At 65.5% G+C, this 13,262-nt stretch carries 13 protein-coding genes and 1 rRNA gene (1 of these 14 running past the window's edge); 7 read left to right on the forward strand and 7 right to left on the reverse strand.

Features of this window, described 5'->3' with window-relative positions; all coding sequences use genetic code 11:
- Positions 1 to 40: 40 nt before the first annotated feature.
- The 6 genes from AC0J5K_RS02075 to AC0J5K_RS02100 all read right to left on the reverse strand — a co-directional run bounded on the left by AC0J5K_RS02075 (position 41) and on the right by AC0J5K_RS02100 (position 4,356).
- Positions 41 to 1,036, reverse strand: coding sequence for a BMP family lipoprotein (locus tag AC0J5K_RS02075; RefSeq protein WP_274565800.1), 996 nt, complete (start codon positions 1,034 to 1,036; stop codon positions 41 to 43).
- A gap of 146 nt (positions 1,037 to 1,182) precedes the next feature.
- The gene (locus AC0J5K_RS02080; RefSeq protein ID WP_274565799.1) at positions 1,183 to 1,596 is read right to left on the reverse strand and encodes a GNAT family N-acetyltransferase; all 414 of its coding nucleotides are present in this window, start codon (positions 1,594 to 1,596) and stop codon (positions 1,183 to 1,185) included.
- Positions 1,586 to 2,212, reverse strand: a complete 627-nt coding sequence (tsaB, locus tag AC0J5K_RS02085; RefSeq protein ID WP_274565895.1) for a tRNA (adenosine(37)-N6)-threonylcarbamoyltransferase complex dimerization subunit type 1 TsaB — start codon at positions 2,210 to 2,212, stop codon at positions 1,586 to 1,588. The genes AC0J5K_RS02080 and tsaB overlap by 11 nt, the downstream gene beginning before the upstream one ends.
- Positions 2,213 to 2,230: 18 nt before the next feature.
- Positions 2,231 to 2,794, reverse strand: coding sequence for a NifU family protein (locus tag AC0J5K_RS02090; RefSeq protein ID WP_048529526.1), 564 nt, complete (start codon positions 2,792 to 2,794; stop codon positions 2,231 to 2,233).
- Positions 2,795 to 2,983: 189 nt separating this feature from the next.
- Entirely contained in the window at positions 2,984 to 3,439 is a 456-nt protein-coding gene (locus AC0J5K_RS02095) for a universal stress protein (protein ID WP_048529528.1), read from the reverse strand.
- 53 nt (positions 3,440 to 3,492) lie between these two features.
- Positions 3,493 to 4,356 carry a branched-chain amino acid aminotransferase gene (locus AC0J5K_RS02100; protein ID WP_074837012.1) on the reverse strand — a complete coding sequence of 288 codons (864 nt, stop codon included), beginning with the start codon at positions 4,354 to 4,356 and terminating at the stop codon, positions 3,493 to 3,495.
- A 187-nt stretch (positions 4,357 to 4,543) separates the two neighbouring features.
- On the opposite strand from AC0J5K_RS02100, the gene AC0J5K_RS02105 reads away from it, so the two are divergent.
- Entirely contained in the window at positions 4,544 to 5,731 is a 1,188-nt protein-coding gene (locus tag AC0J5K_RS02105; protein WP_274565798.1) for a calcium-binding protein, read from the forward strand.
- 61 nt (positions 5,732 to 5,792) lie between these two features.
- Here the strand turns inward: AC0J5K_RS02105 and clpB are convergent, their stop codons facing one another.
- Positions 5,793 to 8,411 carry an ATP-dependent chaperone ClpB gene (gene clpB / locus AC0J5K_RS02110; RefSeq protein ID WP_274565797.1) on the reverse strand — a complete coding sequence of 873 codons (2,619 nt, stop codon included), beginning with the start codon at positions 8,409 to 8,411 and terminating at the stop codon, positions 5,793 to 5,795.
- A 295-nt stretch (positions 8,412 to 8,706) separates the two neighbouring features.
- On the opposite strand from clpB, the gene AC0J5K_RS02115 reads away from it, so the two are divergent.
- The 6 genes from AC0J5K_RS02115 to AC0J5K_RS02140 all read left to right on the forward strand — a co-directional run.
- Complete coding sequence (locus AC0J5K_RS02115; RefSeq protein ID WP_274565796.1) at positions 8,707 to 9,018, forward strand: hypothetical protein; 312 nt, start codon at positions 8,707 to 8,709, stop codon at positions 9,016 to 9,018.
- Positions 9,019 to 9,124: 106 nt separating this feature from the next.
- Positions 9,125 to 9,829 carry an orotidine-5'-phosphate decarboxylase gene (gene pyrF, locus AC0J5K_RS02120; protein WP_274565795.1) on the forward strand — a complete coding sequence of 235 codons (705 nt, stop codon included), beginning with the start codon at positions 9,125 to 9,127 and terminating at the stop codon, positions 9,827 to 9,829.
- Between the two features lie 138 nt (positions 9,830 to 9,967).
- A complete protein-coding gene (gene msrP / locus AC0J5K_RS02125) occupies positions 9,968 to 10,873 on the forward strand; it encodes a protein-methionine-sulfoxide reductase catalytic subunit MsrP (protein ID WP_074837017.1) in 906 nt (301 codons plus the stop codon).
- Positions 10,873 to 11,490, forward strand: coding sequence for a protein-methionine-sulfoxide reductase heme-binding subunit MsrQ (gene msrQ / locus AC0J5K_RS02130; protein WP_274565794.1), 618 nt, complete (start codon positions 10,873 to 10,875; stop codon positions 11,488 to 11,490). The genes msrP and msrQ overlap by 1 nt, the downstream gene beginning before the upstream one ends.
- 29 nt (positions 11,491 to 11,519) lie before the next feature.
- Positions 11,520 to 11,963, forward strand: a complete 444-nt coding sequence (locus AC0J5K_RS02135; RefSeq protein ID WP_274565793.1) for a DUF302 domain-containing protein — start codon at positions 11,520 to 11,522, stop codon at positions 11,961 to 11,963.
- 815 nt (positions 11,964 to 12,778) lie between these two features.
- Positions 12,779 to 13,262: ribosomal RNA gene (locus AC0J5K_RS02140) — 16S ribosomal RNA — on the forward strand (it continues 980 nt past the right edge of the window).

Here is a 13,262-nt window from a genome sequence, read left to right on the forward strand (position 1 = left end):
CCATTGCGGGCGCGGCTTCGGTCTCAGTCTCGCGCGGGGATTAGAAGTTCAGATCCGGGCAGCTGTCGTCCGAAGTGTAATCATGCACCGTCAGCTCGCCGCTGGCGATCTTGCCCTTGGCTTCATCGACGGCGGTCTTCATCGCCTCGCCGACCAGCGCTTCGTTGTGCTCGTCCAGCGCGTAGTCGATGCCGCCATTGCCGACGCCCATCACGTTGATGCCGGTTTCCAGCGCCTCGCCCTGGGTCATCGCGTCATAGACCGCGTTGTCGACCCGTTTCAGCATCGAGGTCAGGACTTTGCCGGGGTGCATGTAGTTCTGGTTGCTGTCGACGCCGACCGAGAGGATGCCCTCGTCGGCCGCGGTTTGCAGCACACCGACGCCGGTGCCGCCGGCGGCGGCATAGATCACGTCGGCGCCCTGAGAGATCTGCGCTTTGGTCAGCTCCGAACCCTTCACCGGGTCGTTCCAGGCCGCCGGCGTGGTGCCGGTCATGTTCGACAGCACGGTGATGTCACCGTTGACCGCCTTGGCGCCCTGGGCATAGCCGCAGGCGAACTTGCGGATTAGCGGAATGTCCATGCCGCCGATAAAGCCGACGGTGCCACTGTCAGAGGCCATCGCCGCCATCATGCCGACGAGGTAAGACCCCTCGTGCTCGTTGAACACCACCGAGCGCACGTTGGGCTCGTCCACCACCATGTCGATGATGGCGAATTTGGTCTCGGGGTAATCGGGGGCCACTTCCGACAGCACGTTGCCAAAGGCAAAGCCGGTCATGACGATCGGGTTGTTACCGTTTTCGGCAAAGCGGCGCAGCGCCTGTTCGCGCTGGGCCTCGGATTGCAGCTCGATCTCGCGGAAGCTTTCGCCGGTTTCTTCGGCCCAGCGCTGCGCGCCGGCAAAGGCGGCTTCGTTGAAGCTCTTGTCGAATTTGCCGCCGAGGTCAAAAATCAGCGCGGGTTCGGCCAGCGCCGCCCCGGCAGACAGCGCCATCGCGGCCGTGGTGGCAAGTACTTTATGCATGAATGTCATATGGTTGCTCCCGTTGGTATGCCTCGGGGTAGCCCCCCCGGGCAAAGGTCTCTTGCCCGGGCTGCCCCGGATCATGGCCAATTAAGGCCGGGTTGCCGGCAAAGGGTCAACCGATTCTTGTGCAGTTCCGCTGCGGAAACCGGGGGTTAGCCCAGCGCGCGGCGCAAGATCAGCGCATCGGCGGCGGCGCCGTCGCGGCGCGGGTAATAGCCCCTGCGCCGGCCTGCCATCGCAAAGCCCGCGCCGGCATATAGCGCGCGGGCGGCGGCATTGTCCTCGGCCACTTCCAGAAACAGCGTCTCGGCGCCGCGCCCGGCCAGCCCGCCGAAGAGCGCGCCAAGCAGCCCGCGCGCGACGCCCTGGCGGCGCCGGGCGGGATCGGTCGCGATGGTCAGCAGCTCGGCCTCGTCCAGTGTCACCCGCGCCAGGGCAAATCCCTCGGGGCGGGCCACCAGAAGACAGGCGGGATCGGCCAGAAAGCTGTCGAATTCAGCGGCGCTCCAGCCGCGGGCGGGGGCAAAGGCGGCGGCGTGCAGCGCCGCCAGAGCCTCAGGCCTCATCGAGGATCTCCGGCGGCAGATCGCGCGCCGGTGCGGCATCGGCCGGGCGAATGTAGAGCGGCGCCGGCGGGCGGGTCTCGGTCGCAAAGCGCTGCGCGGCAATCCGGGCGATGGCCTCGGCTATCGGCACCGGCTGGGGCAGGGTCCGGGCGCTCAGCAGCGCGGCCCCGGGGCCGGTGATCGCGGTTTCCGGGGCAAAATCCGCCAGCGCCACCAGACCCGGAGCGCCGTCGGGAAACCGCTGCACATAGGCGCGCTCGCGCCGCGCGTCGACCACCGCCGTCACCGGCTCGGGCAGGCCGAAGGCCGCCGCCTCCAAAGCCGAGACGCCCACCGCCGGAAGGCCCAGCGACAGCGCCAGCCCGCGGGCGGCGGCGACCGAGATGCGGATGCCGGTGAAATTGCCGGGGCCGGTGCCGACGCCAAGCGCCGTCAGGTCGCGCCAGGTGACGCCGCCTTCGGCCAGCAGTTCCTCGAGCAGCGGAAACAGCCGTTCGGCCTGGCCGCGGCCCATGTCTTCGGCGTGTTGCGCGACAACCCGGTCGGCGCACAGCAAAGCGGCCGCGCAATGCGCGGCCGATGTGTCAAATCCCAGAACCAGCGGTTCAGACATCAGGACTATCCGCGCCGCCGCTCAGACAGCGACGGGGCGCACCTCGGTGACCTCGGGGATATAGTGGCGCAGCAGGTTCTCGATGCCCATCTTCAGCGTCAGCGTCGACGAGGGGCAGCCGGCACAGGCGCCCTGCATGTGCAGATACACGACGCCGCGCTCGAAGCCGTGGAAGGTGATGTCGCCACCATCCTGTGCCACCGCCGGGCGCACCCGGCTGTCGAGCAGTTCCTTGATCTGACTGACGATTTCGCCATCTTCGCCGGAATGCTCGGCATGGCCCGAGGGGCCTGCGGCATCGCCCGCCATGACCGGCGCGCCGGATTGGAAATGCTCCATGATCGCGCCGAGAAGCGACGGCTTGAGGTGATCCCAGTCCATTGCCTCGGCTTTGGTGACGGTCACGAAATCATGGCCGAAAAACACGCCCTCGACGCCATTGACCGCAAACAGCCGCTCCGCCAGCGGCGAGGCCGAGGCGCCCTCGGCCGAGGGGAAATCCGCGGTGCCCATTTCCAGCACGGTCTGGCCGGGCAGGAATTTCAGGGTCGCGGGGTTCGGTGTGGATTCGGTCTGGATGAACATGGGTCAGGGTCCTTATCGCTTGGATGAGATATGTCCATCCGCCGGCGCATTGTCAATGTTTGGAATGGTTCTAAACGGCGGTGCCCGGCGCATCCTTGCGGGTGCCGGCCCGCGGTGTATCGACAAGGTGAAGCGCCGAGTCCGCCTCGGGAGCCGCCCGCGGGCCGCGATGAGGGCCAGCGCTGGCGGTCAGGTGATCGCTTCCAACCGCTCCTTGGAAAGATCCCCCGGCACGATCGTGACCGGGATCGGCAGCAGGCCGGAGTTGCGGGTGAGCTGGGTGACCAGCGGGCCGGGGCCCTGCTTGTCGGTGCCGGCGCCCAGCACCAGCACGCCGATTTCGGGGTCCTCGCTGACCTGGGCGATGATCTGATCCACCGGCTCGCCTTCGCGGATCACCAGCTTGGGGTCGACGTTCTGCCGGTCGCGCATCCATTTGGCGAAGACCTCGAAATGCGCATGAATGCGCTCGCGCGCCTCTTCGCGCATCACTTCGCCGACGCCGATCCAGTGGTTGAACTCGTCCGGCGGGATCACCGAGAGAATCTCGACACCCCCACCGGTATGGTTGGCCCGCATCGCGGCGAACCGCATCGCGTTCAGGCATTCTCGGCTGTCATCCAGCACGACGAGGAATTTGCGCATCTGTCCACTCCTTGCGACGGATCATGCCCGCCTTCGTCCTTACGGACAATTGGTTATTGCTGCGAGGCCGCCCAGTCCCAGTACAGCGCGCGGGCGCGGCGGGTCAGGGGGCCTGTTTGATAAACGGTGCCGTCGAACCCGGTGACCGGGGTGACCTTCATCATGTTGCCCGACAGAAACACCTCGTCGGCGGCATGGAAATCGGCAAAGCTCAGCACCTTTTCCACCACTTCGACGCCATCGGCGCGCAGGTTCTCGATATGCCGTGCGCGGGTGATCCCGGCGAGGAAGGTGCCGTTGGCCACCGGCGTGAAGACCACGCCGTCGCGCACCATGAAGACATTGGCTGTCGCGGTCTCGGCCACATTGCCCAGCGCATCGGCCACCAGCGCATTGCCAAAGCCCTTGGCGCGGGCCTCGGCCAGCATGCGGGCATTGTTGGGGTAGAGACAGCCGGCCTTGGCATTGACCACGGCATCGGCCAGCACCGGGCGGTGAAACTGGGTCCGGGTCAGCGTCGTGCTGGCCTCTTCGGACGCCATCGGGATGGCCTCGAGGGAAATGGCGAAGCCGGTGGCGCCAAGCTTGGGCACGACACCGAGGAAATCCCCCTCGAGCGCCCAATACATCGGCCGGATATAGACCGCGGTGCCGGGGGCATAGGCCGCGAGACCTTCCTGGACGATCGCCACCATGTCTTCGGTGCTGACGGTGGGGGTGATCATCAGCGCCTCGGCCGAGCGGTTGACCCGGGCGCAATGGCGATCGAGATCGGGGGTCAGGCCGTTCACCATGCGCGCGCCGTCGAACACGGTCGAGCCCAGCCAACTGCCGTGATCGGCCGCCTTCATCACGGCGACATCGCCGTCATGCCACTGGCCGTCGAAATAGGTGCGGATCTCTGTGCCGGTCGCCATATGCGTCCTCCTTCGCGCGGACACTAGGCGGGCCGGCGGGCAAGGTCCAGAGGTTGCGCCGGGCCCCGGCGCCAAGGCCCCGGGGCCATCGGAAAACCCGTTTTGCCCGAGAACCGCCCTCAAGAGGACACAATTACCGAGAAAAACCGGATTTGTTTCCAATTCGAGCGGTACAAGGAGACCCGCGTTGCCCGACGTCCTGTCCTTTGGCAAGAGCCTGACACTTTTCGCGACCTCGCCGATCACCGGCACGGCGCTTGGCGATTATCTGCGCGGCACGGGTGCGGCCGATACGATCCTTGGCAGGGGCGGCAGCGATACCCTGCGCGGCGGATATGGCGATGACCTGCTCTCGGGGGGCGCCGAGGCGGATTACCTGCATGGCAACCGGGGCGCGGACACGCTTGAGGGCGGCGCGGGCGACGATCACCTCAGCGGCGGCGGCGACGATGACATGCTGTCCGGCGGCCTGGGCGCCGATGCCCTGCGCGGCGGCAGCGGCAGCGATCTGCTCTACGGCGGTGCGGGGGCCGACACGCTCAATGGCGGCAGCGGCAGCGACACGCTGGATGGCGGCGCCGGAGATGACAGGTTCTACGGCGGCACCGGCGCGGATGTGATCCTTGGCGGCGCGGGGCATGACACGGCCTACGGCGGCACGGGCAACGACACGATCGCCGGCGGCGACGGCAATGACAGGGCCTATGGCGGCAGCGGCGCGGACCTGATCGGCGGCGATGCGGGCGATGACACGATCTACGCCGGCGGCGGCAATGACACGGTGCTGGGCGGCGCGGGCCACGACCGGATTTCGGCCAATGGCGGCCATGACAGCGTTGACGGCGGCGCCGGATACGACAGGCTGGCCGGCGGTGCCGGGCATGACACACTGGTCGGCGGCGCGGGCAATGACCGCCTCTCGGGCGGCAGCGGCCACGATTTCCTGACCGGCGATGAGGGCCGCGATGCTCTCTTTGGGGGCAGTGGCGACGATGTTCTGTTCGGCGGCGCGGCGCAGGACACCCTGACCGGTAGCAGCGGGCATGACCGGCTTGACGGTGGCGGTGACGACGATCTGCTGCGCGGCGGGTCGGGCGCGGATACGTTGACCGGCGGGGCCGGCGACGATCTGCTGATCGGCGGCCAAGGGGATGATGTCTTTGTCTTTCTTCCGGGGTTCGGCGCGGATACGGTCGCGGGCCACGGCACTGGCGACGACCTGATCGACATGACCGCGCTCGGGGTGAGCGACCTTTCCGACCTGGCGTTTGCCGAGACCGAAGCAGGGCTGGTGATCACCGCGCCCGAGGGCGACAGCCTGCTGATCGACGGCGCCACGCTGGCGAATTTCGACAGCGACACCATCCTGATCTGATACGCAAAGACGCGCCGGGTTTCCCCGGCGCGCCTATGTGTTTCTCTCAGGTGTCTTTCGCTCAGTGAACGACGGCATCATCCGGCCGTGGCCGGTTGGTCGCCGCCACTCGATTGCCGATGATCAACCCCTCGGACCCGGCGCTCACCGGCACCAGATCGCCATCGGCCACGTCGCCGGCCAGCAGCATTTCGGCCAGCGGATCTTGCAAGGCGCGCTGGATCACCCGCTTGAGCGGACGCGCCCCGAACACCGGATCATAGCCTTCGTCCGCCAGCCATTTGCGCGCCGTCTCGTCCAGCTCGAGCGCGATCTTGCGCGTGGCCAGCCGCTTGAGCAGCCGGGCAAGCTGAATGTCGACGATGCCCGACATGTCCTCGCGCTTGAGCCGGTCGAAGATGATCGTCTCGTCCAGGCGGTTGAGGAATTCGGGCCGGAAATGCGCCCGCACCGCATCCATCACGTCGCGCCGGGCCTGCGCCGAATCCGCGCCCTCCGGCAGTTGCGACAGCGCCTGACTGCCGAGGTTCGAGGTCAGCACGATCAGCGTCTGCTTGAAATCGACCGTGCGACCCTGACCATCGGTCAGCACGCCGTCATCGAGCACCTGCAACAGCACGTTGAAGACATCCGGGTGCGCCTTTTCCACCTCGTCGAAGAGCACGACCTGATAGGGCCGGCGCCGCACCGCTTCGGTCAGCACCCCGCCTTCGTCGTAGCCGACATAACCCGGCGGCGCGCCGATCAGGCGGGCAACGGCATGTTTCTCCATGAACTCGGACATGTCGATACGCACCATCGCATTGTCGTCGTCGAACAGGAAATCGGCCACCGCCTTGGTCAGTTCGGTCTTGCCCACACCGGTCGGCCCGAGAAAGAGGAAGGAGCCAAGCGGCCGGTTCTCGTCGTTGAGCCCGGCGCGCGCACGGCGTACGGCATTGGAGACCGCTTTGACCGCCTGATTCTGACCGACGACACGGCGGTGCAGGTCTTCCTCCATCCGCAGAAGCTTCTCGCGCTCGCCCTCGAGCATCTTGCCGGCGGGGATGCCGGTCCAGCGTTCGACAACCGAGGCGATCTGATCGGGGCGCACGGCCTCTTCGACCATGACGCCATCCTGCTCCTGCTCTTCGGCTTCCGAGAGCTGCTTTTCGAGCTGCGGAATGACGCCGTAGGACAGTTCGCCGGCTTTGGCCAGATCGCCATTGCGCTTGGCAATGTCGAGCTCGGCGCGGGCGCGGTCGAGCTGTTCCTTCAGGTCGCGGGCCGAGGCCAGCTTGTCACGTTCGGCCTGCCATTTGGCGGTCAGCTGCGCCGACCGGTCCTGCAAGTCGCCCAGCTCCTTTTCCAGCTTTTCCAGCCGGTCCCGGGAGGCCTGGTCATCCTCGCGCCGCAAAGCTTCGACCTCGATCTGCTTTTGCAGGATGTCACGGTCGAGCGCGTCGAGCTCTTCCGGCTTCGAATCCACCGCCATGCGCAACCGGCTGGCGGCCTCGTCCATCAGGTCGATTGCCTTGTCGGGCAGGAAACGGTCGGTGATGTAGCGGTGCGACAGGGTCGCGGCCGCGACCAGGGCGCTGTCGGAGATCCGCACGCCGTGGTGCAGCTCGTATTTCTCCTTGATGCCGCGCAGGATCGAGATCGTGTCCTCTTCGGTCGGCTCGGCCACCATCAGCGGCTGGAACCGCCGCGCCAGAGCCGCGTCCTTTTCCACGTGCTTGCGGTATTCATCCAGCGTTGTCGCGCCCACACAGTGCAGCTCGCCGCGCGCCAGCGCCGGTTTCAGCAGGTTCGAGGCATCCATTGCGCCATCGGCCTTGCCGGCGCCGACCAGGGTGTGCATCTCGTCGATGAAGAGGATGATCTCGCCGGCGGCCGCCGTCACCTCGGCCAGCACCGCCTTCAGACGTTCCTCGAACTCGCCGCGGTATTTCGCGCCGGCGATCAGCGCGCCCATGTCGAGCGACAGCAGGCGCTTGTCCTTCAGGCTCTCGGGCACGTCGCCATTGACAATGCGCAGGGCGAGGCCCTCGGCAATCGCCGTTTTACCGACGCCGGGTTCCCCGATCAGCACCGGGTTGTTCTTGGTGCGGCGCGACAGCACCTGCATGGCGCGGCGGATTTCCTCGTCGCGGCCGATGATCGGGTCGATCTTGCCTTCGCGGGCCCGTTCGGTGAGGTCGAGGCTGTATTTCTTCAGCGCCTCATATCCGTCTTCGGCGCTTGCCGTATCGGCGGTGCGACCCTTGCGGATGTCGTTGATCGCGCTGTTCAGCGCCTGGGCATTGACCGCCCCGGCCTCCAGCGCCTTTTTCGCTTCGGAGCGGACCAGCGCCAGCGCCATCAGGATGCGTTCGACCGGCACGAAACTGTCGCCCGCCTTCTTGGCGACCTTCTCGGCCTCGTCCAGCACCTTGCCGGTGCCGCTGTCCATGTAGATCTGGCCGGCGTCGCCGGTCACCTGGGGGATCTTGCTCAGCGCCAGATCATTGGCCTGCACCACCCGGTCCGGCGCGCCGCCGGCACGTTTGATCAGGTTGGCGGCCAGGCCTTCCTCATCATCTAGCAGGGCTTTGAGAATGTGTTCCGGGGCGAGCCGCTGGTGGCTTTCCCGCATTGCGATGGTCTGCGCGGCCTGAATGAACCCGCGCGACCGCTCCGTGAACTTCGACAAGTCCATGGCTGTCTCCTTCATGTCAAGCGCCCGGTAATGTGGATGCCCGGCTTGGCGGCACATCCCCTTGTGGGCCTTATGACAGAAAAATGGGCATGGCGCCCGGCATTTCAAGCCTGCGGGAGCAGGCTTTGCCAGCCCGCCCCGATGGGTCCGCCGGGGTCTCTGCGGCGCCGCGCCTGACAGCCCCGGAGCCGGGCGCGGGGCAGGGCGCGCCGGGGGCGGGCGGGAACAAACCCCGGACCTGCCGGGTTTTCTTGCCAGGGGTCGCCCCCGCGAGCAGACAGATGGAGGCAGGAGCATGCCGTTCAAGACCCGTATCACCGACGCCCGCCACAATGCCGAAACCGGTTGTTTCGAGGCGCATGTCACCCTGATGGAGGGCACCGAGAGCTTCACCTATTCGGTTGAATGCCCCGCCCCCATCGACAGTGACACCGACGAGGTGCAGGCGGCATTGGTGGCCCGCGCCCGGCGCCGGCACCGCCCGGCAGAATGCCGGCTGGTCCGTCGCCGTGTGGCCACGCCTCTGCCGGACCGGCAGGAGGATATCTCCCGCCGCATCCTCGACGCCCAGCCCAATTACCTCGAGCACATCCTCACGCGGCACTGAGCTACATCTGTAGAACCACGCGCCCGCGCGCGTGCGTATGCGCGAGGCTTGACCTCCTGCGGCCACTCGGCCAACAAGGCGCGACCCCGCCCAATGGAGCTGCGCCATGACCCTTCCCTCCTCTGATGACCGCCTGATCGTTGCCCTTGACGTGCCGAATGCCGTGGCCGGGCTGGCACTGGCCGAAAAGCTGGGGGACAGCGTTTCGTTCTACAAGATCGGGCTGGGCATGCTCACCGGCGGCGGCATGGCGCTGGCCAACGAGCTGAAGGCGGAACAGGGCAAGCGCATCTTTCTCGACATGAAGCTGTTCGACATCGGCGCTACGGTCGAGGCCGCGGTGCGCGGGCTGGCGCAGTTCGATCTCGATTTCCTGACCGTGCACGGCGATCCGCATGTGGTGCGCGCCGCCAAGGAGGGTGCCGCCGGCAAGGAACTGAAAATTCTCGCGGTGACGATCCTCACTTCGCTTGATCGCGACGATCTCGATGACGGGCTGATTGCGCCGGGCGACATTCATGACATCGTCGCCACCCGCGCCGCCCGCGCGCTGGAGGCGGGCGCCGACGGGGTGATCGCCTCGGCGCAGGAGGCGGCGATGATCCGCGGCCTGCCCGAGGCGCAGGGCCGGCTGATCGTCACCCCCGGCATCCGCCCCGCCGGTGCGGCGGCTGGCGACCAGAAGCGCATCGTCACCCCCGGTGCGGCGGTGGCCAGCGGCGCCGATCACATCGTCGTCGGCCGCCCGGTCTGGCAGGCCGGCGATCCGCGCGCCGCGGCCCAGGCCATCGTGGCCGAGCTCAATGGCTGAGCCCGGGCGCAAAACGTTACAGAAAGGCCACGCAGAGTTGAGCAAGCGTGGTTTTGTCCAGACCCCGGTGCCCGCTAGATAGAAGGCTAAGCGGGGCGCCTGCACTCGGACCCTGCGCGACAAACCAAGGGGAACGACATGGCCAATCGCTGGAAGAACACGCTGACCGAGACCGACGTCACGCCGGAAACCGTCTACCTCAATCGGCGGCAGCTCATGGGTGGGGCCGCCGGCATCGGCCTTGCCGGCCTCGCCGGCCCGGCGATGGCACAGGAGGATGCGCTCGAGCCCAATGAATGGGACGACATCACCACCTATAACAACTTCTACGAATTCGGCACCGGCAAGGATGACCCGGCGCGCAATGCCCATGCGCTCACCACCGATCCGTGGAGCGTGAAGATCGATGGCATGGTCGACAATCCCGGCGAGTTTGCCTTCGAGGACATCATGGCCCGGATGACCGTCGAAGAGCGCATCTATCGCTTTCGCTGCGTCGAGGCCTGGTCGATGGTGGTGCCCTGGAACGGCTTCGAGCTGGCCGACCTGCTGAACCTGGCCGGGGTGCAATCGGGCGCGAAATACGTGGCCTTCGAGACGCTCTATCGCCCGGACGAGATGTGGGGCCAGAAATATCCGGTGCTGGAGTGGCCTTATGTCGAGGGGTTGCGGCTGGACGAGGCGATGCATCCGCTCACCATCATGGCCACCGGCATCTATGGTCGCGACATCCCCAATCAGAACGGCGCACCGCTGCGGCTGGTGGTGCCGTGGAAATACGGCTTCAAGTCGATCAAGTCGGTGGTGCGCATCACCCTGACCGATCAGGAGCCGCCGACAAGCTGGAACATCGCCAATGGCCGCGAATATGGGTTCTACAGCAACGTGAACCCCGAGGTGGATCATCCGCGCTGGTCCCAAGCCAGCGAACGGCGGATCGGCGGCGGGCTGTTTGCGCGCAAGATCCCGACGCTGATGTTCAACGGCTACGAAGAAGAAGTGGCCAGCCTCTATGAAGGCATGGATCTGCGAAAGTTCATCTGATGGTCGATTACCTCAATACGGCGTTGCGCCGGGTGCCGGCGTGGCTGCTCTATATCGTGCTGCCGCTGCCGGCGTTCTGGTTCCTCTATCTCGGCCTGACCGGCGGGCTCGGCGCCGAGCCGATCAAGGCGCTCGAGCAGGAGCTTGGCGAATTCGCCCTGCAATTGCTGATCGTCGGGCTGGCGGTGACGCCGCTGCGGCGGTTCGCCGGGCTCAACCTGATCCGGTTTCGTCGCGCCATCGGCCTCATGGCCTTTTTCTACGTGGCGCTGCACCTGCTGACCTGGCTGGTACTCGACGTGCAGATCCTGTCGCAGATCTGGGCCGATATCGTCAAACGCCCCTATATCACCATCGGCATGGCGGGCTTTGTCCTGTTGGTGCCTCTGGCGCTGACATCGAACAACTGGTCGGTGCGCCGCCTGGGGCCGCGCTGGCGCAAGCTGCACAAGCTGACCTATCTGGCGGTGTTGCTGGGGGGTGTGCATTACCTGATGCTGGCCAAGGGGCTGCAACTGGAACCATTGCTCTATCTCGGCGTTATCCTCGGACTGCTCGCGCTCCGGATCGAACCCGGCAAGCTGCGTCGCCGCATCGGCCGGCGCAGCGCGGCCTGACCGGCGCCATAGACATATTGGAGAGACCCATGCTGCGTTCCCTCATCCTCGCCTTGACCTTTCTGGCCGCCACCGGCGCCGGCGCCGAGACCGTGAAGGTCGCCACCGGCAAATCCGTGGCCGAAGCCGCCGAGGCGCTGGCCCAGGCGATCGAAGCGGCCGGGGCCACGCTCTTTGCCCGCGTCGATCACGGGGCCGGGGCGCAGAAGGTGGGCCAGGACATCGGCGCATCCGAATTGCTGATCTTCGGCAACCCCGAGGTCGGCACCCCGGCGATGGTCGAGGCCCGCGAAGCCGGGCTGGCCCTGCCGCTCAAGGTGCTGGTCTATGAAGACCGGCAGGGCGGCACCTGGCTGGCCTATGAGGCGCCCGCCGAACGGCTCGCCGATCTGGCCGATGGCGCTTTGCCCTCCGAGGTGACCGATCCGATGACCGGCGCGCTCCGGAAGCTGACGGCCAAGGCGGCGGAATAACCTGCGGGGTCCGGCGGGCGCGATTCCAGGGCGCGCGTCGGTCACATCCGGAGATTCGACTCGGCAACGGCTCCTTTCGGAGCCGTTTTTGATTCCAAAGGGGGTGACTCGGCCGAGTCACGGGGCTGAATCGGGGGCTATAGGGCCCGGATCTGTGGGTAAGCCTGTGGATAGGCCGTTCGAGTCGGAATCGCAGCCTCCGAGAGGCCTTCCGGCAGGCGGCAATATCCGCGCCAAAGCAAGAAAGTGCAGAAAAAATGACATCGTAACCTTATGATTTTGTGTCATTTTTTGTATTTGTGTTAGAAAGTTTTGGATTTGAGTGAAAAAGCGCTTGCGGGTTTGTGTGGGTATACGTAAAAGCCCCCTCACCGGCGGCGCTGAGGCGCACAACGGGACGCCAGACGGGGCGGCGGCGACGAGGCAACGAGACGCTGACGCAGACGAGGCGGAAGATTTTGAGGGAATGACGGGCGGGCGCGCCAAGAAGTTAGGGCGCATCCGGTTGGTTTTTGTCTCTACGCTGTTTGAAATTGATGGTATCTGAAGAGATATGTGGGCGGTTTGGTTCGTTTCGACGAACGACGTCTGTATATCAACGCTGGTAGGGTTTCGACCCGATGATCCAGTGTCAGCTTCACTGTTTGAGCGGCTTTCGGTTTCTTTAGGAAACCAGAAGCACAATCAAACAGATGACTTTCAATACGTGTCCAATCCTTAGCCGGGTGGACATAGGGTTCTGCCCCCAAAGCGGACCTTAAGTATTGAAGATGTGCAGAGGTTCGAACGTCAAGGATACGCTGGTGACAGCGTTTCAACTTGAGAGTTTGATCCTGGCTCAGAACGAACGCTGGCGGCAGGCCTAACACATGCAAGTCGAGCGAGCTCTTCGGAGCTAGCGGCGGACGGGTTAGTAACGCGTGGGAACGTGCCCTTCACTGCGGAATAGCCACTGGAAACGGTGAGTAATACCGCATACGCCCTTCGGGGGAAAGATTTATCGGTGAAGGATCGGCCCGCGTTAGATTAGATAGTTGGTGGGGTAACGGCCTACCAAGTCTACGATCTATAGCTGGTTTTAGAGGATGATCAGCAACACTGGGACTGAGACACGGCCCAGACTCCTACGGGAGGCAGCAGTGGGGAATCTTGGACAATGGGCGCAAGCCTGATCCAGCCATGCCGCGTGAGTGATGAAGGCCTTAGGGTCGTAAAGCTCTTTCGCCAGAGATGATAATGACAGTATCTGGTAAAGAAACCCCGGCTAACTCCGTGCCAGCAGCCGCGGTAATACGGAGG

The sequence above is a fragment of the Marinovum sp. E3 genome (genome assembly GCF_055755275.1).

What these genes read in the sequence shown, in the direction of transcription:
- AC0J5K_RS02075 (WP_274565800.1), bottom strand. Translation starts at nt 1,036, where the DNA reads ATGACATTCATGCATAAAGTACTTGCCACCACGGCCGCGATGGCGCTG.
- AC0J5K_RS02080 (WP_274565799.1), bottom strand. Translation starts at nt 1,596, where the DNA reads ATGAGGCCTGAGGCTCTGGCGGCGCTGCACGCCGCCGCCTTTGCCCCC.
- AC0J5K_RS02090 (WP_048529526.1), bottom strand. Translation starts at nt 2,794, where the DNA reads ATGTTCATCCAGACCGAATCCACACCGAACCCCGCGACCCTGAAATTC.
- AC0J5K_RS02095 (WP_048529528.1), bottom strand. Translation starts at nt 3,439, where the DNA reads ATGCGCAAATTCCTCGTCGTGCTGGATGACAGCCGAGAATGCCTGAAC.
- AC0J5K_RS02100 (WP_074837012.1), bottom strand. Translation starts at nt 4,356, where the DNA reads ATGGCGACCGGCACAGAGATCCGCACCTATTTCGACGGCCAGTGGCAT.
- clpB (WP_274565797.1), bottom strand. Translation starts at nt 8,411, where the DNA reads ATGGACTTGTCGAAGTTCACGGAGCGGTCGCGCGGGTTCATTCAGGCC.
- AC0J5K_RS02115 (WP_274565796.1), top strand. Translation starts at nt 8,707, where the DNA reads ATGCCGTTCAAGACCCGTATCACCGACGCCCGCCACAATGCCGAAACC.
- pyrF (WP_274565795.1), top strand. Translation starts at nt 9,125, where the DNA reads ATGACCCTTCCCTCCTCTGATGACCGCCTGATCGTTGCCCTTGACGTG.
- msrP (WP_074837017.1), top strand. Translation starts at nt 9,968, where the DNA reads ATGGCCAATCGCTGGAAGAACACGCTGACCGAGACCGACGTCACGCCG.
- msrQ (WP_274565794.1), top strand. Translation starts at nt 10,873, where the DNA reads ATGGTCGATTACCTCAATACGGCGTTGCGCCGGGTGCCGGCGTGGCTG.
- AC0J5K_RS02135 (WP_274565793.1), top strand. Translation starts at nt 11,520, where the DNA reads ATGCTGCGTTCCCTCATCCTCGCCTTGACCTTTCTGGCCGCCACCGGC.